Annotated in this window: 19 protein-coding genes; 3 read left to right on the top strand and 16 right to left on the bottom strand. The window is 64.5% G+C overall.

Annotated features, from left to right (window positions below):
- Nucleotides 1–136: 136 nt before the first annotated feature.
- From mreC to ilvC, 8 genes are all read right to left on the bottom strand, one after another.
- Entirely contained in the window at nucleotides 137–1,186 is a 1,050-nt protein-coding gene (mreC, locus tag VFB18_RS15275; protein ID WP_324977232.1) for a rod shape-determining protein MreC, read from the bottom strand.
- A gap of 90 nt (nucleotides 1,187–1,276) precedes the next feature.
- Nucleotides 1,277–2,317: a rod shape-determining protein gene (locus tag VFB18_RS15280; protein ID WP_324977235.1), complete on the bottom strand. Its 1,041-nt coding sequence runs from the start codon at nucleotides 2,315–2,317 to the stop codon at nucleotides 1,277–1,279.
- A 372-nt stretch (nucleotides 2,318–2,689) separates the two neighbouring features.
- Entirely contained in the window at nucleotides 2,690–4,270 is a 1,581-nt protein-coding gene (locus VFB18_RS15285; protein WP_324977238.1) for a 2-isopropylmalate synthase, read from the bottom strand.
- A gap of 326 nt (nucleotides 4,271–4,596) precedes the next feature.
- Complete coding sequence (locus VFB18_RS15290) at nucleotides 4,597–5,067, bottom strand: YbaK/EbsC family protein (RefSeq protein WP_324977241.1); 471 nt, start codon at nucleotides 5,065–5,067, stop codon at nucleotides 4,597–4,599.
- Nucleotides 5,068–5,212: 145 nt separating this feature from the next.
- Nucleotides 5,213–5,782 carry a DUF2165 domain-containing protein gene (locus VFB18_RS15295; protein WP_324977244.1) on the bottom strand — a complete coding sequence of 190 codons (570 nt, stop codon included), beginning with the start codon at nucleotides 5,780–5,782 and terminating at the stop codon, nucleotides 5,213–5,215.
- A gap of 220 nt (nucleotides 5,783–6,002) precedes the next feature.
- Nucleotides 6,003–6,269, bottom strand: coding sequence for a hypothetical protein (locus VFB18_RS15300; RefSeq protein WP_324977247.1), 267 nt, complete (start codon nucleotides 6,267–6,269; stop codon nucleotides 6,003–6,005).
- 150 nt (nucleotides 6,270–6,419) lie between these two features.
- Nucleotides 6,420–7,298: a hypothetical protein gene (locus VFB18_RS15305; RefSeq protein ID WP_324977249.1), complete on the bottom strand. Its 879-nt coding sequence runs from the start codon at nucleotides 7,296–7,298 to the stop codon at nucleotides 6,420–6,422.
- Nucleotides 7,299–7,318: 20 nt separating this feature from the next.
- Nucleotides 7,319–8,338, bottom strand: a complete 1,020-nt coding sequence (ilvC, locus tag VFB18_RS15310; protein ID WP_324977251.1) for a ketol-acid reductoisomerase — start codon at nucleotides 8,336–8,338, stop codon at nucleotides 7,319–7,321.
- A gap of 125 nt (nucleotides 8,339–8,463) precedes the next feature.
- On the opposite strand from ilvC, the gene VFB18_RS15315 reads away from it, so the two are divergent.
- Complete coding sequence (locus VFB18_RS15315; protein WP_324977254.1) at nucleotides 8,464–8,760, top strand: hypothetical protein; 297 nt, start codon at nucleotides 8,464–8,466, stop codon at nucleotides 8,758–8,760.
- Nucleotides 8,761–9,191: 431 nt separating this feature from the next.
- On the opposite strand, the gene ilvN is transcribed toward VFB18_RS15315, so the two are convergent.
- The 3 genes from ilvN to VFB18_RS15330 are packed head-to-tail and all read right to left on the bottom strand — an operon-like array spanning nucleotide 9,192 to nucleotide 12,021.
- On the bottom strand, nucleotides 9,192–9,734 hold the full coding sequence (ilvN, locus tag VFB18_RS15320; RefSeq protein WP_324977257.1) for an acetolactate synthase small subunit: 543 nt from the start codon (nucleotides 9,732–9,734) through the stop codon (nucleotides 9,192–9,194).
- Nucleotides 9,734–10,252, bottom strand: a complete 519-nt coding sequence (locus tag VFB18_RS15325; RefSeq protein ID WP_324977260.1) for a YqhA family protein — start codon at nucleotides 10,250–10,252, stop codon at nucleotides 9,734–9,736. Before VFB18_RS15325 ends, ilvN begins: the two co-directional genes overlap by 1 nt.
- Before the next feature lie 2 nt (nucleotides 10,253–10,254).
- Nucleotides 10,255–12,021 carry an acetolactate synthase 3 large subunit gene (locus VFB18_RS15330; protein WP_324977350.1) on the bottom strand — a complete coding sequence of 589 codons (1,767 nt, stop codon included), beginning with the start codon at nucleotides 12,019–12,021 and terminating at the stop codon, nucleotides 10,255–10,257.
- 374 nt (nucleotides 12,022–12,395) lie between these two features.
- Between VFB18_RS15330 and VFB18_RS15335 the strand changes: the two genes are divergently transcribed.
- Nucleotides 12,396–14,318 carry a potassium transporter Kup gene (locus tag VFB18_RS15335; RefSeq protein ID WP_324977263.1) on the top strand — a complete coding sequence of 641 codons (1,923 nt, stop codon included), beginning with the start codon at nucleotides 12,396–12,398 and terminating at the stop codon, nucleotides 14,316–14,318.
- An 84-nt stretch (nucleotides 14,319–14,402) separates the two neighbouring features.
- Nucleotides 14,403–16,328 carry a potassium transporter Kup gene (locus tag VFB18_RS15340; protein WP_324977267.1) on the top strand — a complete coding sequence of 642 codons (1,926 nt, stop codon included), beginning with the start codon at nucleotides 14,403–14,405 and terminating at the stop codon, nucleotides 16,326–16,328.
- Here VFB18_RS15340 and miaA read toward each other — a convergent pair.
- The 5 genes from miaA to hflK all read right to left on the bottom strand — a co-directional run bounded on the left by miaA (nucleotide 16,318) and on the right by hflK (nucleotide 21,250).
- On the bottom strand, nucleotides 16,318–17,274 hold the full coding sequence (gene miaA, locus VFB18_RS15345; protein WP_324977270.1) for a tRNA (adenosine(37)-N6)-dimethylallyltransferase MiaA: 957 nt from the start codon (nucleotides 17,272–17,274) through the stop codon (nucleotides 16,318–16,320). The genes VFB18_RS15340 and miaA overlap by 11 nt on opposite strands.
- Nucleotides 17,271–18,734 carry a DegQ family serine endoprotease gene (locus VFB18_RS15350; RefSeq protein WP_324977273.1) on the bottom strand — a complete coding sequence of 488 codons (1,464 nt, stop codon included), beginning with the start codon at nucleotides 18,732–18,734 and terminating at the stop codon, nucleotides 17,271–17,273. Before VFB18_RS15350 ends, miaA begins: the two co-directional genes overlap by 4 nt.
- A 146-nt stretch (nucleotides 18,735–18,880) precedes the next feature.
- Complete coding sequence (locus VFB18_RS15355) at nucleotides 18,881–19,066, bottom strand: DUF2065 domain-containing protein (RefSeq protein WP_324977276.1); 186 nt, start codon at nucleotides 19,064–19,066, stop codon at nucleotides 18,881–18,883.
- 4 nt (nucleotides 19,067–19,070) lie between these two features.
- Entirely contained in the window at nucleotides 19,071–20,135 is a 1,065-nt protein-coding gene (hflC, locus tag VFB18_RS15360) for a protease modulator HflC (RefSeq protein ID WP_324977279.1), read from the bottom strand.
- Entirely contained in the window at nucleotides 20,132–21,250 is a 1,119-nt protein-coding gene (gene hflK / locus VFB18_RS15365) for an FtsH protease activity modulator HflK (protein WP_324977282.1), read from the bottom strand. Before hflK ends, hflC begins: the two co-directional genes overlap by 4 nt.
- Between the last annotated feature and the right edge of the window lie 67 nt (nucleotides 21,251–21,317).

The raw sequence follows: 21,317 nt of genomic DNA on the forward strand, positions 1-21,317 counted from the left end.
TCGGGCATGATGCGCCAGCAGAACACCATCATCACCACGACGAGCGGAAGGGTGAAGCTCGCATCGGCCGGCAAACCCCAAGGCACCGCGGTTGCGAGAACCGCGAAGAGGACCGAGAGCGCAGGCAGGATCGTGCTCATGGGTCGGCTTGGGCCGCTGTGGCAGCCTGGGCCGGGACGGCCTCCTCGCCGCCGGCATGTTTGACGGCAGCGCCAACCGGGTTGACGGGCGGAGCGGGTTCGACCGGTGCGGCGGCCGGTCCGGAGGTTAGGCTTGCGGGCGGCGTCGCGCTCGCAGGCGTCGCCGACAAGGGACGGTCGATGGGACCCGCGACGGGATCGCTGCTCACCAGCTCGGGCGTGTCGAAGAATAGGACGCTCACCACGTCGAGCGCGCCGAGATCGGCATAGGGGCGCACCCTGAAGGCGCCCCGCGTGCCGGTCACGGTGCCGACGCGAAGTCCGCGCGGAAGCATGCCCTCGCTGCCCGAGGTATAGACCTCGTCGCCCTCGTAGATCGTGGCCCCGTCGGGAAGGAAATCGAGCCTGAGCTCGGCGCTGTTGTCGCCCGAGGCCATGGCGCGCACGCCGGCCGGCCCGACCAGCACCGGGATATGACTGTTGAGGTCGTTCAACAGAAGCACGCGCGTAACCGATGAGCCGGCATCGACCGTCCGCCCGACGAGACCGTCGCCGTCGATGACCGCGTAGCCGATGCGAACACCGTTGTCGCGGCCGAGGTTGATCAGCGCGCTCCTGAGAAACGGCCCGCGCGCATCGGCGATGACGCTGCCGGTGACGAAGTGGAGGGCGGGCTCGTCCACCGCGTTGAGCAAGGCACGCAGCCGCGCGTTCTTGCGCTCGAGCAGCTTGGCGTTCCACTCCCACTGCCTGAGCTGCTCGTTCTCGGCCTTGAGCCGATCGATCTCCCGGAAAGCATCGGCATAGGAGCGTGCGCGCATCAGAAACTGACGCCCCTCGAGCACGGGAATAGAGGCAGCCTCGAGCAGCGGAGCGCTGAGATCGACCAAGCGCGCGCGCGCCTCGTCGAGGCCGCCATTGCCGAGACGGCTCAGCACCAGCAGCAGTGCGCAGAAGAAATAGAGCGTGAAGGTGAGAAGCTCGCCCCGAGCCCGCCGCCATGAGCGGCGGGGATCGCGGTAGATCGACGATGCCGCCCCACGCATCCTTAAATCTCGCTCGAGGCGGCGCCTTGGGAAGCGCCTTCCTCTCTATGGGGCTCGCAAGCCGGAAGCCCCTTCGTCAGTACCGTTGGCTCACGGCTTGATCAGAAGATGAGCCATGGCGTCGAGCTGCTCCAAGACCATGCCGGTTCCCCGCACCACGCAGCGCAAGGGATCTTCGGCGATCTTGAACTTGACGCCGGTTTCTTGGGCGAGCCGCACGTCGAGCCGTTCGAGCAGCGCCCCTCCTCCCGTAAGATAGATGCCCGAGTCGCACAGATCGGCGACGAGCTCGGGCGGAACGTCGGCAAGCGCCTGGCGAATTCCGCCGACGATCTGCTGGATGGGCAGGCTCAGCGCCTCGGCGATGTCCTGCGGCTCGAGCTCGATCTCGGTGGGGAAGCCGCGTTGCAGGTCGCGCCCCTTCATGTGGATGGTGACGCGTTCGCCGTTGGCCTTGGCGAGCGCGGAGCCTTGCTCCTTCTTGACGGCCTCGGCGCTCGCCGAGCCGATCAGAAGATGGTGCTTGAAGCGCACGTAATTGACGATCGCCTCATCCATGGCGTTGCCGGCGGTGCGGATCGAATGCGAGTAGATCACGTCTCCCATCGACAGAACGGCGATGTCGGTCGTGCCGCCGCCGATATCGACGATCATCGAGCCGCGCGTCTCGGTGATGGGTAGGCCGGCCCCGATCGCCGCCGCGACCGGTTCCTCGATCAGGTAGACGCGCCTTGCGCCCGCCGAAAGTCCCGCCTCGTGTACGGCGCGACGCTCGACCGGAGTGGCGCTCGCCGGGACGCAGATCATGATGCGCGGGCTGGAGAACAGCGAGCGGCGCTGCACGCGGCGAATGAAATGCTTGATCATCTCTTCGGCCGCGGCGAAGTCGGCGATCACGCCGTCGCGCAGCGGCTGGATGGTCTCGATCTTGCTCGGCGTGCGGCCGAGCATGGTTTTGGCTTCGCGGCCGACGGCGATGACCTTGCGCTCGCCGTCGCGCTGTTGCGTGACGGCGACGACCGAAGGCTCGTCAAGAACAATCCCCCGCCCGGGCACGTAAACCAGCGTGTTGGCCGTGCCTAGATCGATGGCCATGTCCCTTGAGACAAGGCCGAAAGCTTGCGAGAACATACTCCCGCCTCAATTCGGCTCAGCACCGAGAGCCAAGAACGCCACTAAAATTACGCCCGATTGACAGCGTCAAACGTGCTTCGCCGTCGCCTGCGCGTTGCGCCATGTTGCGGCAAATTGGTCTAGCGAGCAATGCGTCGGAAGCCTGATTCGAAAAAACAATTTGCTTGCCAGAGTCCGGCGGAAGACGGCACCGCTTGCGCCCTCTTTGGCGACGCCCTTTGCCACAATTTGCAGGATGTTAAGGCGAAGTTTTAAGCACTTGTCACAATGTGGCGGCCCTCAATCGGATTTGGTCAAGGAGCCCGCGCAAAACCGAGGCGGCCGACGTCCACCGGCCGCCTCGAATTCCGGATCGAGTGATTCGGGGGCCTAAGAAGCGAGCATGCTTTCGGGCTTCCGCCGTCCCTCGCGCGCGAGCAGCTTGTTCAGCGCGCTCACATAGGCGCGCGCCGAGGCGACGAGGGTGTCGGTATCGGAGCCGCGCCCCGTCACGGTCTTGCCGTCGGCCTCGAGCCGCACCGTCACCTCGGCCTGGGCGTCGGTACCTTCGGTGACCGCGCCCACCTGGTACAGCGCAAGCTTTGCTTCGTGCGGAACGATGGCCTTGATGGCGTTGAAGGTCGCGTCAACCGGACCATCGCCCGTCGCCTCATAAGTCTGGTGTCTGCCTTCGAGGTCGAGGGTGATGGTGGCTTTCTTGGGTCCCCCGGTACCAGCAATCACCGTCAGCGCGGCGACCTTGATGCGGTCGTGAGCCGAGGCAATCTCCTGGTCGACCAAAGCCTCGAGATCCTCGTCATAGACGTGCTTCTTGCGGTCGGCGAGCGCCTTGAAACGGATGAAGGCATCCTCGAAGGCGTTGTCGCCGAGCTCGTAGCCGAGCTCCTTCAGCTTCTCACGGAAGGCGTGGCGCCCGGAGTGCTTGCCCATGACGAGCGAGGATTCCTTCAGCCCGACGCTCTCCGGGGTCATGATCTCGAAGGTCTCGGCGTGCTTCAGCACGCCGTCCTGGTGGATCCCGCTCTCGTGGGCGAAAGCGTTACGGCCGACGATGGCCTTGTTGTACTGCACCGGGAAGGCGGTCACGCGCGAGACGAGCTTGGAGGCGCGCGTCAGCATGGTGGTGTCGATGCCGGTGTAGAACGGCATCACATCGCCGCGCGTCCTGATGGCCATGACGATCTCCTCGAGAGCCGCATTCCCCGCCCGCTCGCCGAGCCCATTGACGGCGCACTCGACCTGACGCGCGCCGGCGGCCACGCCCGCCAAAGAATTGGCGACGGCGAGGCCGAGATCGTTGTGGCAATGGGTCGAGAACACCGTGCGCTCGGCGCCCGGCACCCGCTCGACGATCATGCGGATGAGCGCCGCAAATTCGTCCGGCGTGGCGTAGCCGACCGTGTCGGGAATGTTGACGGTGGTGGCGCCGGCCTTGATCGCCGCCTCGACGCAGCGGCACAGGAAATCGTGCTCGGTGCGGGTCGCATCCATCGCCGACCATTCGACGTCGTCGGTGTAGCTCCGGGCGCGGGCCACGGAGGCCGTGACGCGGGCAAGCACCTCGGCCTCGTCGATCCCCATCTGATATTTGCGGTGGAGCGGCGATGTGCCGATGAAGGTGTGGATGCGGCCGCGCTTGGCCGGTTTGATCGCTTCGGCGCAGCGGTCGATGTCTTTCATCTGCGCCCGCGCGAGCCCGCAGATCACCGCTTTCTTGGCGCGCCGCGCGATCTCCTGCACCGAGTTGAAATCGCCCTCCGAGGCGATAGGGAAGCCCGCCTCGATAATGTCGACGCCCATCTCGTCGAGCAGTTCGGCCACCTCGAGCTTCTCGTCGAAGGTCATGGTGGCGCCAGGGCACTGCTCGCCGTCGCGCAAGGTCGTGTCGAAGATGACCACGCGCTCGCGCTCGGGCTGCGCGGGCGTCGGGTCTTTGCGGTTGGAATCCATGTGTCTCGTCCTTAGCTCGTGGACGTCAGTCTAACATGACTGACGAGTCGATTGAATTTTCGCGGGTTTAGCCTGGTGTCCCCTGAACGCCCGCCCCGCCGTTGTGCGAGGCCCTGAGGAGCTCAGGGGCGACTAAGGACGAGTTTCAAAAGGGCGAGCGCGGTCGCCGGCGCGACGGCGCCGGTTGCGAACCCGATCTGGCTGCTCAGCCTCTGCATGGCGCGCAAATTAATGCCAAGGCCGCCCGTGGGCAAGCCCAAGGGCGGACGTCGAGGCTTCTTCTGAGGGGAGAAGCCTCGACAGCCGGCCGTTCGACCAGCGCGGGCTCAGTGGCGCGCGCTGAAGCTCGCGTGACGCGCCGTGGCGGTGAGACCGGCGAACTCACGGTGGCTCATATGGATCAGCGTCTCGTGATCGCCGCCCTCGAAATAAACGTCGGGCTGCTCGTCGATGCTGTCGTCAACGAGCATATCGAGGCCGTAGCACTCGCTCACGACCGGTATGGCGCCTCGCGCGCAATCCTCGAACAGCTCTTCGGCCTCGCGCTCGGTGGCAAGCTCGACATCGCTGCCGAATTGCCTCTTGAGCTCGGAAAGCCGGATGTGATGCGAAGCGGGAAGCACGGCGACGGCATAGCCGACGTCGTCGCGAAGCAGGACGGCCTTGGCCAGACGGTCGCCCGGTATGCGGCAGGTCTCGGCCGTCTGCATCGAGGTGCTGGTCGGCTCGTGCGCAATCACCTCGTATTTGACGTGCTTCGAGTCGAGATATCGTTCCAATGTGAGGGCAATGGCCATGTTCTAGCCTCCTTCCGCGAAAGTAAACCTCGCAGTCCGTAGGCAGCAGCCCCCCTAACGCCTTTCGGCGCGCGGCTGCTCGAACATGGATTGAATAATACCCCTCGCGTTGCCCAGCCACAATCGGTCTAAAACGCCGCCCGCGTCAGGCAGTCTCGCCGCGCTTTTGCTTGTCGGGGCGGCGCCGGCGCGGGGTGGCCAGAGGGGGCGGAACGAAGCCCGGTAGCTCGGCATCGGGCTGATTGACGAAGATAAGCACCCCGAGCACCGCCATATAGAAGCGGAAGGCGGCCTCTTGCCCGTTCCAGGTGGAGGATTGCCACATGGCGAACCACTCGCCGGCGACGACCATGAAGCCGAAATACCAGACGAGGAAGGCGAGCAGGCAGGCTGCGACCGTATAGACCTTGGCCTGATTGAACACTTCGGCCGGCTCGTTGCGGACCTGAAACAGGCGGACGGCTCCGGCGAAAAAGAGCGCGCCGGTTACGCCCTCGGCGGCGATGATGAGCGCATAGGCGATCTGCCAAAGCAGCGGGTTGGTGATCGAACGGTACATGAGCGCGTTGCCGGGAAAGGTCGTGTCCATGCTCATGACGTGCTGCACGAAGAGATAGTTCGTGCCGTAGTCGGTGATGTTGTCGAAGGTCACGAGCAGGCAGAAGGAAGCGAGCGCAAGGCTCATGACGATCTTGGCGTAGCGGGTGATCAGCATCGCTCGCGTGCCCCCAAGCTCAAGGGAATGCACGAACTCTACCGTCAAACGGACCCAATCGTGCCCGGCTTGGTGCGGCCATCCACGACTTTTACCGCCCGCGGATACCGTCTGGGGACTTTCAACTCGCCCCGCCCCTGGCGGACGGAAAGAAGGCGAAACCAGCCCGCGCCTAGTTTCGCCTCAACTGCCAACTCGCCGCGATTTATCGATCGGATCCTCAGCCGCCGCACATTTGGGAGGCGACCTGGTCTCCAACCTTGATCAGGCCCTGAAGCACTGCACCCGCCGTTGCGCCAGCCCCGGGGATGAACACCACCACCCCAGCCAAGAATTCCAGCACGGGCTTGGCCTTGGGCCAGATCGAGCAGAAGTCGCTCGGTTTCACTGCCGCGACCGTGATCGAGGCCGCCGCAGGCCCGCTCTTCTGGGCGGTAGCGACCTGTCCAACGATTTCTTTGGCTATGCCTTCGGCATCGAACTTCATGGGCGCATCCTCCGTTTAAATCTACTAAAGCGAGAGGATGACGATTCAACACGTTTAGGTTGTATCGTCCAACGCGAGCAACGGCGCCTTTTGAACCAAGTGCGGCGGAGACCCGTGGATGGACGGAAGGCGGAGGCCCCCGGGCGGCGCTCAGCGCATGAGCTTGGCCAGAGCGTCACGGCAGTCAGGCGTCAGCGAGGGCTTGTTGGCTTCGAGGCAGCTGATGGCGCGACCTTGCCCGAGATCGACGCCGGGGCAATGCGCGTTGAAATCGGCGCGGCAGGCGCGCGCGAGCAGGAACTTCTTCCGCGGCGGGATGAAGCCGATGGTTGGCGGCGTGGCACCTCCCGTTGCGGCAGGTGTAACGGGAGCCGTTGCTTCGGTCGCGGCAGACTTCGATTTCGCGGCAGAGACGGCGTCGGAAGCGCTTGTTGCGGCAGTATTGTCCGGCCCTTGAACCGCCGCCTTCGATGAAACAGCAGGCGCCGCCTTTTCTGCGGCCTTTGCCGGCGGGGCGGACACGGCGGCGGAGCTTTCTCCCTTTGCCCCCGGCGACGGCGCGCTCTGCCCGGCGGCAGTCGTCGCCGCGCCCGATTGTGTCGCGGTGAACGCGGCAGAGGATGCTTTGTCGGTCGATACGGGCGTGGCCGCATTCTCAGCCCCATCCGGCGCCGGCGCGGGCGAAGACTCGACCGGAGCCGCCGCTGGCTTGGTCTCGGCCGCGGGCTTTGCCGCTGACCCGGCCGTGCCGGACCCAGCCGGGGGCGCGGCCGTGGCCAACACCGCTTTCACCGCCTGCTGACAGGGCGCCGACAGACTCGCGAGGTGGTCCTTGAGACACTGGAACGCCTCGGCGCCACCCCGGGGCACGCCCCAGCAGTTCGACATGAAATCGGAGCGGCAATTGGCCTTGATCGCGGCCAATTGCTCATCGCTCGGCTTCGCTGAAGCCAAATCGGCGCCCGCCAGAACAGAGAACGCCAGCGCAAGAATGCCGACAGATGCCGGCGCCGAAGCGAAGACCCTCATGCAACCCTCCGTCCGCCAGGCTAGTTCTTGCTTTTGTCGACCATCTTGCGCTCGGCGATCCACGGCATCATGGCGCGCAGGCGCTTGCCCACCTCTTCCATCTGGTGGTTGTCGCATTTGGCGCGCATCGCCTTGAACGAGGTCTGGCTCACCTTGTTCTCGAGCATCCAATCCTTCACGAACTTGCCGGACTGGATGTCGGCGAGCACTTCCTTCATCGCCTCCTTGCTCGCCTTGCCCACAACGCGCGGGCCGGACACGTACTCGCCGTACTCGGCGGTGTTCGACACAGAATAGTTCATGTTGGCGATGCCGCCCTCATAGATGAGGTCGACGATCAGCTTCACCTCGTGCACGCATTCGAAATAGGCCATCTCCGGCGCATAGCCCGCCTCGACGAGGGTCTCGTAGCCATTGCGCATCAATTCGACGAGGCCGCCGCACAGGACCGACTGCTCGCCGAAGAGATCCGTCTCGCATTCCTCGCGGAAGGTGGTCTCGATGATGCCCGCTCTGCCGCCTCCGATGGCGGCGGCATACGAGAGGGTCAGGTCGTGCGCGTTGCCGGTCGCGTCCTGGGCGATAGCCATGAGACAGGGAACGCCCGCACCCCGCATATATTCCGCGCGCACCGTGTGGCCGGGGCCCTTCGGCGCCACCATGCACACATCCATGTCGGGGCGCGGCTCGATCAGGTTGAAATGAATGTTGAGCCCGTGGGCGAAGAAAAGGGCCGAGCCCTGCTTCATGTTGGGCTTCAGCTCCTTTTCCCAGATGCCGGCCTGGAGCTCGTCGGGGGTGAGCATCATCACCACGTCGGCCCATTTCGCCGCCTCAGGCACGTCCATGACCTTGAGACCCGCCTTCTCAGCCTTGGCGACCGACTTCGAGCCGGGGCGGAGGCCGACGGCCACGTCCTTGACGCCTGAGTCTTTGAGGTTCAGCGCGTGCGCATGACCCTGGCTGCCATAGCCAATAATGGCGACCTTCTTGCCCTTGATGAGATTGAGATCGGCGTCGCGATCGTAGTAAACGCGCATACGGGTGTCCCCTGCCTGTAAGGTTCGTTTGCTCGGGCGCGTTTGTGACGCCCGGAGCGGCACTTTGCAAGGGGTCTTGCCCCGCGTCCGACCGGCCGGGGAGCGATTTGAGGAAGGAATTCGTCGTGAAGAACATCGACCGCTGGTTCATCTTGATCGGACTGCTGTTCGGCATTTCTGGCTTCGCCTTCGGCATCTGGGTGGGCGTGAGCGAGCATTTCGAGCTCGCGCCGGTGCATGCCCATATCAACCTCGTGGGCTTCGCCTCGATGGTACTGTTCGGGCTCATGTATCGGGCCTACCCGGCGCTCGCCGAGAGCAAGCTCGCGGCCGCCCATTTCGTGATCTTCCCATCGGCGCGGTCCTGTTCATCGCGGGCATACCGCTCGCGCAAGCGCACCAGACCATCGCGCTCGCCGTGATCGGCTCGCTCTTGGTGCTGGCGGGCCTTCTCGTGTTCCTCGCCAATTTCCTGCTGAACGCGTTCAGCGCGAAGGCGCGCGGCTAGAGCGATGAGGGCTTCGGCCTCCGGACAAAATCAGGCCAACGTCCCGCGCTAGAATTAGATTTGTGAAGATGGAAGGTGAAGGGGGGAGCCATGTCTCGACCCTCAACTTTGTGTTTTGCCGTCTTGCTCGGAATTCTCGGGTCGATATTCATCGATATCGGCTCCGCCGATGCGGCACAGAAGATTTGCGATGCGAAGTGCCGCTGCCTTGCGATCTACGGGGCATTCTGGATCGGCAGCAGCGGTCAATGCTGTGTCGCAACCGGGAGCGGCAGGAAAACAAAGGTGACGTGCACGTCCCCGAGTCGCTGAGGTCTCGCCTTAACCGCAGCTCTTGCCTCGAGCTCACATCCGCTCGGGCCCGCGGGAGATGGCGGCAAGCCCGGTGCGGGCAACCTCGACCAGGCCGAGCGGCTGCATCAAGGTGATGAACTGCTCGATCTTCGACTGCTTGCCGGTGATCTCGAACACGAAATGCTCGGTCGAGGCGTCGATCACCTGGGCGCGGAAAGCCTCGGCGAGCCGCAGCGCCTCGACCCGCTTCTCGCCCTTGCCGGCGACCTTGACCATGGCGAGCTCGCGCTCGATCGGGTTGCCCTTGACCGTGAGATCGGTCACCGAGTGGACCGGCACCAGCCGCTCCAACTGATGCTGGATCTGCTCGATCACCAATGGCGTCCCGGTGGTGACGATGGTGATGCGGGAGAGATGCGCCTCGTGCTCGGTCTCCGACACGGTGAGCGATTCGATGTTGTAGCCCCGCCCCGAGAACAGGCCGATGACGCGCGCAAGCACGCCGGGCTCGTTGTCGACGAGCACGGTCATGGTGTGGGTTTCGGACTTCTCCTCGCGTTTCTCGAGCGGGTATGCCGAACCGGGCTGGCTCATCAATGCCCTCCCTCTTCCGAGTTGGGACCGCCCCTGCCCCCGAGCTCGAGCATGCGGAGCGCCGCCGCGATGAGAAAGATCGAGCCGGGAAGCACCAGCATCGGCCATTCGAACAGCTTGCCGGAATCGACGGTGCCGACCACGACGCGGGCGAAGATGACGATCAGGACGACGATAACGACCTCGGCGAGCGTTGCCTTGAGCTGGCCCACGCCTCCGACCTTCATCCAGTTGGGAAGCTTCTCGCCGTAGCCCTCCGGCAGCGTGAACACGAAGCCGATGGCGATGCCGTAGGCGAAGATCACGAGCACGATGCCGAACAGGAAGGCGTCGACGGCTTCGAGCACCGGAACCACGACCTGGGCGCCGGAAAAGAAATCGTGCCAGGCGTGATAAAGGTAGCGCGCTCCTTGCAGGAACATCAGCAGCGCGCCGACGATGGCGCCGGCCGAGCCGATCAGCATGATCGTCCTGAGGCCGAGCAGAACGTTCAGCACTGTGCGGGTCCCCGAGGTCATGGTTAGACCATCACCTTGCCTTCCTCGGTGATGGCGTTCTCGATGTCCTCTTCGGTCAGGTCGTCGCCCATCAGCATGTGGTTGTGCGCCTCCCCGCTCGGGATCATGGGGAAGCAGTTGGCGTGCTTGTCGACACGGCAGTCGAAGATGACCGGCTTGGGCGTGGCGATCATTTCCCGGATCGCATCGTCGAGCTCCGACGGCTTCTCGGCCCTGATGCCGACCGCTTGATAGGCCTCGGCGAGCTTGACGAAATCAGGCAGCGCCGCGGTGTAGGAATGGGAATAGCGGCCGCCGTGCAGGAGCTCCTGCCACTGCCGCACCATGCCCATATATTCGTTGTTCAAAATGAAGATCTTGATCGGCAGGTCGTACTGCGCCGCCGTCGACATCTCCTGCATGGTCATCAGCACCGAGGCCTCGCCGGCAATATCGATGACGAGCGATTTCGGGTGCGCCACCTGAACGCCGACAGCGGCCGGCAGGCCGTAACCCATGGTGCCGAGCCCGCCAGAGGTCATCCAACGGTTCGGCTCCTCGAACTTGAAAAATTGCGCCGCCCACATCTGATGCTGCCCGACCTCGGTCGTGATGTAGACGTCATGGTCTCGGGTCAGCGCGTAGAGCCGCTCGATGGCGTATTGCGGCATGATCACATCGTCGCGGTGGCGGTAATGAAGGCATTTCCGCGCCCGCCAGTTGTCGATCGTCGCCCACCAAGCCTTGAGCGCAGCCTTGTCGAGCTTGGGCTTCCGCGCGGCCCACGCGTCGATCATCTGCTCGAGCACGTGCGCGCAGTCGCCGACAATGGGGAGATCGACCTTGACGTTCTTGTTGATCGAGGACCGGTCGATATCGACGTGAATCTTTTTCGAGCCGGGCGAGAAGGCATCGATCCGGCCGGTGATGCGGTCGTCGAAGCGTGCGCCGATGCAGATCATCACGTCGCAATCGTGCATGGCGTTGTTGGCCTCGTAGGCGCCGTGCATGCCGAGCATGCCGAGCCACTGCTTGTCTGAGGCCGGGTAAGCGCCAAGCCCCATCAGCGTCGAGGTGATGGGAAATCCGGTCATGCGCACGAGCTCGCGGAGCCGCGCGCTCGCGAGCGGACCCGAATTGATCACGCCGCCGCCGGTATAGAAGATCGGCCGCTTGGCGCCCGCCATCAACTCGATGGCCGCCTGGATCGCGCGGTCATCGCCGACCGTCTTGGGGTTGTAGCTCTTGTGCTGCGAGTTGCTGAGCCCGGAATAGATACCCTTGGCGAATTGAATGTCCTTCGGAATATCGACCACGACCGGACCGGGACGGCCCGTGCGCGCGACGTAGAAGGCCTCGTGCAGGACGCGGGCGAGGCTGTTCACGTCCTTGACCAGATAGTTGTGCTTGGTGCAGGGCCGCGTGATGCCGACCGTGTCGCATTCCTGGAACGCGTCGTTGCCGATCAGGTGAGTGGGCACCTGTCCGGTAATGCACACGAGGGGGATCGAATCGAGCAGCGCGTCGGTCAGCCCGGTGACGGCGTTGGTCGCGCCGGGGCCTGAGGTCACAAGCACCACGCCGACCTTGCCGGTCGAGCGCGCATAGCCTTCCGCGGCGTGAACCGCGCCTTGCTCGTGGCGCACGAGGATGTGCTTCAAGCGATCCTGCTGGAACAGCTCGTCGTAGATCGGAAGCACGGCACCCCCGGGATAGCCGAAGATGTGCTCGACCCCTTGATCGGCGAGAGCCTCAAGCACGATCTGGGCGCCTGTCATCGCGCGCGACATGTCGTTCTCACTCACTCGGTAAAAGAAAGCCCTCGCGCCTTCAGGGTCCGCGGGGCCGTCAAAGCTCGAGGAATAGCGAAAAAGCGTGAATAAGGCGCGCACCCTAAGGTTTTCAAGACGGGGGGTCAACGGCAATTGCGAATGAATGATAAGTTTAGCCGCACCTACCTTTGCAAAAATTGCGCATTGGTCGATCTCTACGCATTTTTCTTGCGCCCACCCGAGTGGTCCCAATTGGTCGCAGAAATTCACCCAATTGACGGCCGGACGCTGGACAAGACGCGCGCTTCCGCTTATCTCGCTAACCCTTGATGGATCGCGTCGGCATTCCTGGCGTTTTCGCGATATCCACCTAACGCTCTTTCCTCCCACCGATGCCGCAGGTCCAATCCGAATCTTCTGTCGCCAATGGCGTCGATGCGGAGGCGCATGCCCCCCACACCTTCTGGGCGCTCACGCTCGGAAGCATGGGCGTGGTGTTCGGCGACATCGGCACGAGCCCACTCTATGCCTTTCGCGTCGCGTTGCAGGCGGCCGCGGGACCAAGCAACATTGTCGTGCGCGAGAGCGTGCTCGGCGTCCTGTCACTTATTCTCTGGGCACTAATCCTCGTCGTCACCTGCAAATACGTGCTCATCCTGCTGCGCGCCGACAACAAGGGCGAAGGCGGCACGCTGTCGCTCATGGCGCTGGCGCAAGGAGCGCTGGGCCAGGGGCGCATCCGCTTCACCATGCTCGTGCTGGGGATGATCGCCGCCTCCCTGTTTTACGGCGACGCCCTCATCACCCCCGCCATCTCGGTCCTGTCGGCGGTCGAAGGTCTCGAGGTCGGCGCGCCTCAATTGCAGGAATATGTGGTCCCGCTCACCGTGCTCATCCTGTTCGCCCTGTTTGCCGTGCAGTCGCGCGGCACGGCCCGCGTGGCCTCTCTGTTCGGACCGATCATGACCATCTGGTTCGTCACCCTCGGCGCGCTCGGCCTCGTCCATATCGCCGATGAGCCGGGCGTGTTCGCCGCGCTCAATCCGATGCACGGGATCAACTACCTCGCCAGCCACGGCTTCGTCGGACTGGTCACCCTCGGCGCGGTGTTCCTCGCCGTGACCGGCGCCGAGGCGCTCTATGCCGATCTCGGCCATTTCGGCCGTAAGCCGATCGCGACGGCCTGGCTCTATTTCGTGCTGCCGGCGCTCGTCCTCAATTATTTCGGACAAGGGGCGCTCGTTCTTTCCGAACCCACGGCGATCGCCAACCCGTTCTACCGCATGGTGCCGTCATGGGGTCTCTACCCCATGATCCTGCTCGCCACCGCCGCGACCATCATCGCGAGCCAGGCCGTGATAACCGGCGCCTTTTCGCTCACCAACCAGGCGGTCCAGCTCGGTCTTCTGCCCCGCATTCAGATCAAACGTACGTCGGCGACCCAGGCCGGACAGATCTACATTCCGCGCATCAATACCCTGCTGCTTGTCGGCGTCGTGCTCCTCGTCCTCTTGTTCCGTTCCTCGGGTGCGCTCGCCGCAGCCTATGGCGTGGCCGTCACCGGCACCATGCTGGTCGACGGGCTGATGGGCTTCACCGTGATCTGGCGGGTGTGGAAATGGTCGCTCGGCGCCGCGGCGGCCCTCATGGTTCCTTTCGTGCTGATCGACTTCACCTTCCTGATCGCCAATCTGCTGAAAGTCCCGCAAGGGGGCTGGGTCCCGCTCCTGATCGGCGGCTCGCTCGTCACCGTCATGCTGACCTGGCGCAAGGGGGCGGATATTCTCATGGCCAAGACGCGGCGGCTCGAAATGCCGGTCGAGGATCTGATCAAGATGCTCGAGAAGAAGCCGCCGCCGCGCGTGCCCGGCACCGCCGTGTTTCTCACCGCCGCGCCGGAGAGCGCGCCGACGGCCCTGCTGCACAGCCTGAAGCACTACAAGGTGCTGCACGACAACAACGTCATTCTCACCATCGTGGTCGAGAACGTGCCGCGCATCGCGCTCCAGGACCGCGTGGAAATGCAGAAAATCGGCGAGCAGTTCATGCGCGTCGTGCTGCATTTCGGGTTCATGGAGCGGCCCAATATTCCCAAGGCGCTGGCCATCGCGCGCAAAGTGGGCTGGAGCTTCGATATCATGTCTACGTCGTTCTTCCTGTCGCGCCGCGTGCTCCGCCCGGACGTTCGCTCGGGGATGCCCGCCTGGCAGGACAATCTGTTCATTTTTCTGGCGCAGACCGCCGACGACGCAACGAGCTATTTCCAGCTCCCGACCGACCGGGTGGTGGAGATCGGCACGCAAGTCACGGTGTGAGCCGACGCCGGTGTTCCGCACTGTGGACAGAGCGCTCCTTTTAGGTCTATGCCCGCGTCTTCACGCGGCATTACTCTCCTGACAATGGCAGCAAACACCAGCGTCGCCGGGCACAGCAACGGAACCGAGCTTGCGGCCTCGCGCGGGCACGAGCAATTCTTCGCGCTGATGCTCGGCTGCATCGGCGTCGTCTATGGCGACATCGGCACGAGCCCGCTCTATGCCTTTCGCGAGTCGGTGCTTGCCGCAGTCGGCGGCTATACCCCGCCGAGCCAGGAGATCATTCTCGGCATCCTGTCGCTCATCATCTGGGCGCTCATCCTCATCGTCACGGTGAAGTACGTGATGATCCTGCTGCGTGCCGACAACAACGGCGAAGGCGGCACGCTCGCCCTGATGGCGCTCGCGCGGCGCGCGATCGGCGGCAACGGCTTCACCATCCTCCTGCTCGGCATAACGAGCGCCGCCCTGTTCTACGGCGACGCCATGATCACGCCGGCGCTCTCGGTGCTGTCGGCAGTGGAAGGCCTCGAGGTCATCCAGCCGGCGCTCGCCCCTTACGTGGTGCCGGTCGCGGTCGTGATCCTATTTGCCCTGTTCGCGGTGCAGTCGCACGGCACGGCTCGTGTCGCCACCTTCTTCGGACCCATAACGGTCGTGTGGTTCATCGCTCTCGCTTTCGGCGGTGCTTGGCACGTCGCACAAACTCCAGCCGTGCTCGCCGCTTTCAATCCGCTGCACGGGGTGAGCTTCCTTCTCTCCAACGGCCTGATCGGGCTTCTCACTCTCGGCGCCGTGTTCCTCGTGGTGACCGGCGCGGAAGCGCTTTACGCCGATCTCGGCCATTTCGGCCGGGGCCCGATCAAGATGGCCTGGCTTACCATCTGCCTTCCCGCCCTCACCATCAATTATCTCGGCCAAGGCGCCCTCCTCCTCGCCGACCCGCATGCCATCGATAACCCGTTCTTCCTGCTCTACCCCAGTTGGATGCTCGCCCCCATGGTGATCCTCGCCACGGCGGCAACGGTCATCGCCAGCCAGGCGGTGATCAGCGGGGCCTATTCGCTCACGCGCCAGGCGATTCAACTCGGGCTGTTGCCGCGGCTTGAGATTCGCCACACCTCGGAGTCGCAATTCGGGCAAATCTTCATTCCGCGGGTCAACTTCATCCTGCTCGTCGGCGTGCTCCTTCTCGTGGTGCAGTTCAGGTCGTCGGGCGCGCTCGCCTCGGCCTACGGCATCGCCGTGACCGGCACCATGGTGGTGACCGCAATCATGGCCTTCATCGTGATCTGGAAATACTGGCGCTGGCCTCTTTGGGCCGCGGCCGCGTTGATGACGCCGTTCCTGTTCGTCGACCTCATCTTTCTCGGCGCCAATCTGCTCAAGGTGTTCCAGGGCGGATGGGTACCGCTCATGATCGGCGGCATGATCATGACGGTGATGCTGACCTGGGTTAAGGGCGCCCGCATCCTCGCCGCCAAGACGCGCCGGCTCGAAACGCCGATCGAGGATCTGATCGAGACGCTGGAGCTGGAGAAGCACCAGCCGCACAGGGTGCCCGGTACGGCCGTGTTCCTCACGGCGGACCCGGACAGCGCGCCGACGGCGTTGCTGCACAGCCTCAAGCACTACAAAGTGCTGCACGAGCAGAACGTCGTGCTCACCATCGTTACCGAAAGCACGCCGCGAGTGACCCAGGGGGAGCGGGTGACCGTCGCTCCGCTGGGCAAGATCTTCACCCGCGTGTTGCTGCGCTTCGGCTTCATGGAGACGCCGAACATCCCGAAGGCACTCGGGCTTGCCCGCAAACAGGGCCTCACCTTCGACATCATGTCGACGTCCTTCTTCCTGTCCCGCCGCTCGGTGCGGCCGGCGACCAAGTCGGGCATGCCGATCTGGCAGGACCGGCTATTCATCATCCTCGCCAAGAACGCCGACGACGCTTCGAGCTATTTCCAGCTCCCCACCGACCGGGTGGTCGAAATCGGCACGCAGGTCACGGTGTAGTTGGCGTCGCAGACGACCGGGGGTCCCGCTTTCGCGGGACGACATCCATAATCGAGGCAGCCGCTGCGGCCGCGTCGGGGAACCACACCCAATCAGCCATGTAGCGCCGCGCCCAGGTCATCTGCCGCTTGGCGTAACGCCGGGATTCGGTCTTCGCCTTGGCGACGGCTTCTTCGAGACCGATCGTCCCGGCAAGGTAGGCCGCAAGCTCGCGCATGCCATGCGCGCGCATGGCGGGAAGGCCCTCGTCGAGGCCGAGAGCGAGCAGCGCCTCGACCTCCTCGATCGCGCCCGCCGCGATCATGCCATCGAAGCGGGCATCGATCGCCGCATAAAGCGGCTCGCGCTCGGGCGCGACGACGAGCCTGATCACTTCGTGCGGCTCGAGAACCGGGGATGCGGCGGCGCCCTGCCACTCCGCAAGCGAGACGCCGGTCGCATCGATCACCTCGAGCGCGCGAACGATGCGCTGCGGGTCGCTCCGCCTGAGCTTCGCCGCCATGGCGGGGTCGCGCGCGCGAAGCTCCTGATGAAGCGCCGCCGCGCCGAGCTGTTCGGATCGCTCGCGCCAATGCGCGCGCACTTCCGCCGGAATGTCCGGAACGGGCGCGAGTCCCTCGAGCAGCGCCTTGAAATAGAGTCCGGTGCCACCGACCAGGATCGGTACCCTACCCTCTTCTCTCGCTTCCGCGATCGCGGCTTCCGCGCTTTCGAGCCAACGGCCGACGGAGAAGGCTTCGCTTGCCGCTACGATGCCGTACAGGCGATGCGGAGCGATCGCCTCGTCAGCTTCGCTCGGCCGCGCCGAGAGAACGCGGAGCTCGCTGTAAAGCTGCATCGAATCGGCGTTGATGACGGTGCCGGTGAGACGCTGGGCAAGAGCGAGCGCCGCGGCGGACTTGCCGCTCGCGGTCGGCCCGGCGATGAGAATGGCTTTGTGCGTCACGTCGTGGGGACGGCAACGAATCTGAGTTCGCCCTTGGCGTCGGAGAGAAGCAGGAGGACGGTGCGGCGGCCCGATTTCTTGACCGCTTCGAGCCGCGCCATCACGTCGCGCGGCAGCTTCACCTTCTCCTGGGTGACCTCGACGATCACGTCTCCCGGCTTGACGTCCTTCTGCGCGGCGGGGCTGTCGGGCTTCACGTCGGTGATGATCACGCCCTCGACCGACCGTCCGATGCCGTATTGGCTGCGCAGATCCTCGGTCAGGGGCGCGATGGACAGCCCAAGCAGCTCCTCCTTCTCCGGTGCTTCGTCCTCTTGCGTGCCGCTCTCGTCTTGCGTTGCGTCATCGGCCGCCTCCTCGCTCGCGGGAAGCTGGCCGACAGTCACATTGAGAGCGATGGTCTCGTTCTTGCGCAAGAGCTTGATCGGCACGCTCTTGCCGATCGGCGTCGCCGCCACGGCGCGCGGCAGGCTGCGTACGTTCTCGATCGGTTGATTGTCGAAATCGAGAATCACGTCGCCGGGTTGAATGCCGGCGGTCGCCGCCGGGCTGTCGGGAGTAACGGTGGCGACGAGAGCGCCTTTCGCCCCATCGAGCCCCAAGCTCTCGGCGATCTCGTCGGTTACGTTCTGAACGTGCACGCCGAGCCAACCCCGCCGCGTCTCGCCATATTGCTTCAACTGATCGATGACCTGCACGGCGCTGTTGGAGGGAACGGCAAAACCGATGCCGATCGAGCCGCCGCTCGGCGAGATGATCGCCGTGTTCACACCGATCACCTGACCGTCCATGTTGAACAAGGGACCGCCGGAATTGCCGCGGTTGATGGCGGCGTCGGTCTGGATGAAATCGTCGTAGGGCCCGGCGTTGATGTCGCGCTTGGTGGCGGAGACGATGCCGACGGTGACGCTGCCGCCGAGCCCGAACGGGTTGCCGATCGCCATCACCCAGTCGCCGACGCGCATCTTCGAGGAATCGCCGAAGGTCACGGCGTGAAGGGGCTTCTTGGGCTCGACCTTGAGCAGCGCCAGGTCGGTCTTGGGATCGTGGCCGAGGATCTTGGTGACCTTGAGTTTGGTGCCGTCGGTGAAGTTGACGATGATCTCGTCGGCGCCCTCGATGACGTGGTTGTTGGTGACGATCAGGCCGGAGGGGTCGATCACGAAGCCAGAGCCGAGCGAGCTTACTTTGCGCGGCAGGCCTTCTTTGTCCTCATCGAAGAAATCGTCGAAGAACTCCTCGAAGGGCGAGCCCTTGGGGCCAGGCCCGATGCCGGTGGCGTCCTTGGAGCCCTTAACCGTCTGCGTGGTCGAAATGTTGACCACCGAGTCCTGCAGCCCCTCGGCGATGTCGGCAACCGAATCGGGGCCGCGCGCGAAGCTCTGCGCGGGGAGAAGCGGCGTGGCGCCAATGACGAGAAGCGCAAGACAAGAGGCGGGCACCAGCACCCGTCGTGCCATCGGGACAGCGCCAATGAGTGCCGCCATCATGCATCGCTTAACCATCGATCGAGCTCTCCGCATCGCTTGTCGCCACACGGCGATTTGGCGCCATTCTAGCCGAAAACGCCAAGCTAAAGCAGGTGCCGCTTCGTCTGCACCCGCTCTTATCCGCGCACGAGCCAGACGATGAGAACGCCGCACGCCGCGGCCGCGGCGCCGGCGAGGCGCAAAGAACCCTCCGGCATTTCCGCCGAGGCCTGCAGCAGCTTGCGGCCAAGTCCAGGCGAGAGCGCCCAGAGCAGTCCCTCAATGACGAGGACGAGCCCGAGCGCCACGGCAAGATCGCTCATAGCTTCAAGGCGAGCCTTGGGGCGCTCCCTGGCCCTCGGGCGTGCTCTCTCCGGCCGAGAACCGATCCTTGGGCACCGGCGGCGGAGCCGCTTGGGCGCCCTGCTCGGGCTCAGGCCCCTGCTCGCTAGGGCCCTGCGGCGCCTCGGAAGGCTTCGCCGGCGCGGGCGCAGGAGCAGGGGCCGAGGGTCCCGGCTGCTCGGCCTTCCCGGCGGCGTCGTTGAAATATCTGAAGAACTGCGAATCGGGGCTCAGCAGGAAGCGCGTGTCGTCGCTCTTGAACGCTCCCTCATAGGCCTGCATCGAGCGATAGAAGGCGAAGAAATCGGGGTCCTGCCCGAACGCCTCGGCGTAGATGCGGTTCTTCTCGGCGTCGCCGTCGCCTCTGATCCGCTCCGACTCGCCCGTGGCGTCGGCTTTGATCACCGTGACCTCGCGGTCGGCGGTGCCGCGGATGCGCCGCGAGGCGCCCTCGCCCTCGGCGCGGAACTCAGCCGCCTGCCGCTGCCGCTCGGTCTGCATGCGGCGGTAGATCGCCTGCATGTTGGCCTCGGGCAGATCGACGCGCTTGATTCGCACGTCGACGATGTTGACGCCGAACGGCGTCGCCTCCTGATTGACCTGGCTGGCGATGATCTTCATCAACTCTTCGCGCTTGTCGCGGACGACGCTCTGGAAGCTCGCGCTGCCAAGTACGCGCCGGAGCGAACTTTCGAGGATGAAGCCGAGCCGCGAATTGGCCACGCTCTCGTCGCCGAGGCTCTGGAAGAACAGGAGCGGGTCGACGATCTTGTAGCGCGCGAAGGCGTCGACCACGAGCCGCTTCTGGTCCGAAGCGATCACTTCCTGGCTTGCCGTGTCGATGTCGAGGATGCGCTTGTCGAAGAACTCGACGTTCTGAATGAAGGGGATTTTGTACTGCAGGCCCGGCTCGGTGATGATGCGCTTGGGTTTGCCGAATTCGAGCACGATCGCCTGTTGGGTTTGGCTCACGGTAAACAGCGTGAGGTAGCCGAGAACGGCGATCAGGCCGAACAGGACGAGGCTGAAGGTGAGAGCCGTGCGGTTCATTGCGGCTGTCCCTCCGGAGACGGCGGCCGCTTGGAGAACTCCTGAAGCGGCAAATAGGGGACGACTCCGGTACCGGCCTTGTCGTCGATGATCACTTTGTCGGTGCCGGAGAGCACCTTCTCCATCGTTTCGATGAAAATGCGCTTGCGGGTGACATCGGGGGCCTTCTTGTACTGCTCATACACGCTGAGGAAGCGGGCCGCGTCGCCCTTGGCGAGCGCGATCACCTGGTCGCGATAGCCCTGCGCCGCCTGCAGGATGCGCTCGGCCTCGCCCCGCGCCTCGGGGATGATACGGTTGGCATAGGCCTGCGCTTCGTTCTGCAGCCGCTCCTGATCGGCGCGCGCCGCCTGCACGTCGCGGAAGGCGTCGATGACTTGCGCCGGCGGATCGACCTTTTGCAGTTGCACCTGCTTGATCAGGACGCCGGCGCCGTAGCTGTCCAGAGTCTTCTGCATCAACTCCTGCGCGGCGGCTTCGGTTTTGGCGCGAGCCTCGGTGAGGATCGGCTCGATGTCGCTCTGGCCGACGATCTCGCGCATGGCGCTCTCGGCGACGTCCTTGACCGTGCCTTCCGGGTTCTGAATGTTGAACAGGAAGGCCGCCGCGTCCTTGATCTGCCAGAACACGACGAAGTCGACATCGACGATGTTCTCGTCGCCGGTGAGCATCAGGCTTTCCTCGGGCACGTCGCGGACCGCGCTCGAGGCGTCGCGCTGCAGGTCAGAGGAGCCGCGCATGCCGATCTCGATGCGGTTGATGCGCGTGACCTTGGGCAGATCGACCTCTTCGATCGGATAGGGCCAGCGGAAATTGAGGCCGGGCGGGAGCTGGCGCACATATTTGCCGAATCTGAGCACGATGCCGAGCTCGTCCGGATTCACGCGTACGGTGAAGCCGAAGAAGCCGACGAGAGCGATCACGACGACCGCGGCGAGCGCCGTGAAGGGTCCGCCGAGGCCCCCGCCCGGCATGGCCTGGCGAATGCGGTCCTGACCGCGGCGCAAGATTTCCTCGAGATCGGGCTGCTGGCCCGGGCCGCCCGGACGCGGGCCCCAAGGCCCGCCGCCGCCGCCTTTCCAGCCGCCGCCTCCGCTCTGATTGCTCCAAGGCATGATCGATTATGTCCCGATGTCCGGTGGGGATGGCGCGAGGATCGGCCAAAGACGGTGAGCTTAAGAC

This window comes from Methyloceanibacter sp. (assembly GCF_035650995.1).
Taxonomy (GTDB): Bacteria; Pseudomonadota; Alphaproteobacteria; order Rhizobiales; family Methyloligellaceae; genus Methyloceanibacter.

Excerpts from the sequence above, each read along its gene's own strand:
- VFB18_RS15295 (WP_324977244.1), bottom strand. The coding sequence starts at position 5,782 with ATGCTGATCACCCGCTACGCCAAGATCGTCATGAGCCTTGCGCTCGCT.
- VFB18_RS15340 (WP_324977267.1), top strand. The coding sequence starts at position 14,403 with ATGGCAGCAAACACCAGCGTCGCCGGGCACAGCAACGGAACCGAGCTT.
- VFB18_RS15325 (WP_324977260.1), bottom strand. The coding sequence starts at position 10,252 with ATGACCTCGGGGACCCGCACAGTGCTGAACGTTCTGCTCGGCCTCAGG.
- ilvC (WP_324977251.1), bottom strand. The coding sequence starts at position 8,338 with ATGCGCGTTTACTACGATCGCGACGCCGATCTCAATCTCATCAAGGGC.
- VFB18_RS15280 (WP_324977235.1), bottom strand. The coding sequence starts at position 2,317 with ATGTTCTCGCAAGCTTTCGGCCTTGTCTCAAGGGACATGGCCATCGAT.
- VFB18_RS15300 (WP_324977247.1), bottom strand. The coding sequence starts at position 6,269 with ATGAAGTTCGATGCCGAAGGCATAGCCAAAGAAATCGTTGGACAGGTC.
- VFB18_RS15350 (WP_324977273.1), bottom strand. The coding sequence starts at position 18,734 with ATGGCACGACGGGTGCTGGTGCCCGCCTCTTGTCTTGCGCTTCTCGTC.
- VFB18_RS15335 (WP_324977263.1), top strand. The coding sequence starts at position 12,396 with ATGCCGCAGGTCCAATCCGAATCTTCTGTCGCCAATGGCGTCGATGCG.
- hflC (WP_324977279.1), bottom strand. The coding sequence starts at position 20,135 with ATGAACCGCACGGCTCTCACCTTCAGCCTCGTCCTGTTCGGCCTGATC.
- hflK (WP_324977282.1), bottom strand. The coding sequence starts at position 21,250 with ATGCCTTGGAGCAATCAGAGCGGAGGCGGCGGCTGGAAAGGCGGCGGC.
- ilvN (WP_324977257.1), bottom strand. The coding sequence starts at position 9,734 with ATGAGCCAGCCCGGTTCGGCATACCCGCTCGAGAAACGCGAGGAGAAG.
- VFB18_RS15285 (WP_324977238.1), bottom strand. The coding sequence starts at position 4,270 with ATGGATTCCAACCGCAAAGACCCGACGCCCGCGCAGCCCGAGCGCGAG.
- VFB18_RS15305 (WP_324977249.1), bottom strand. The coding sequence starts at position 7,298 with ATGAGGGTCTTCGCTTCGGCGCCGGCATCTGTCGGCATTCTTGCGCTG.
- VFB18_RS15355 (WP_324977276.1), bottom strand. The coding sequence starts at position 19,066 with ATGAGCGATCTTGCCGTGGCGCTCGGGCTCGTCCTCGTCATTGAGGGA.
- VFB18_RS15290 (WP_324977241.1), bottom strand. The coding sequence starts at position 5,067 with ATGGCCATTGCCCTCACATTGGAACGATATCTCGACTCGAAGCACGTC.
- mreC (WP_324977232.1), bottom strand. The coding sequence starts at position 1,186 with ATGCGTGGGGCGGCATCGTCGATCTACCGCGATCCCCGCCGCTCATGG.
- VFB18_RS15330 (WP_324977350.1), bottom strand. The coding sequence starts at position 12,021 with ATGTCGCGCGCGATGACAGGCGCCCAGATCGTGCTTGAGGCTCTCGCC.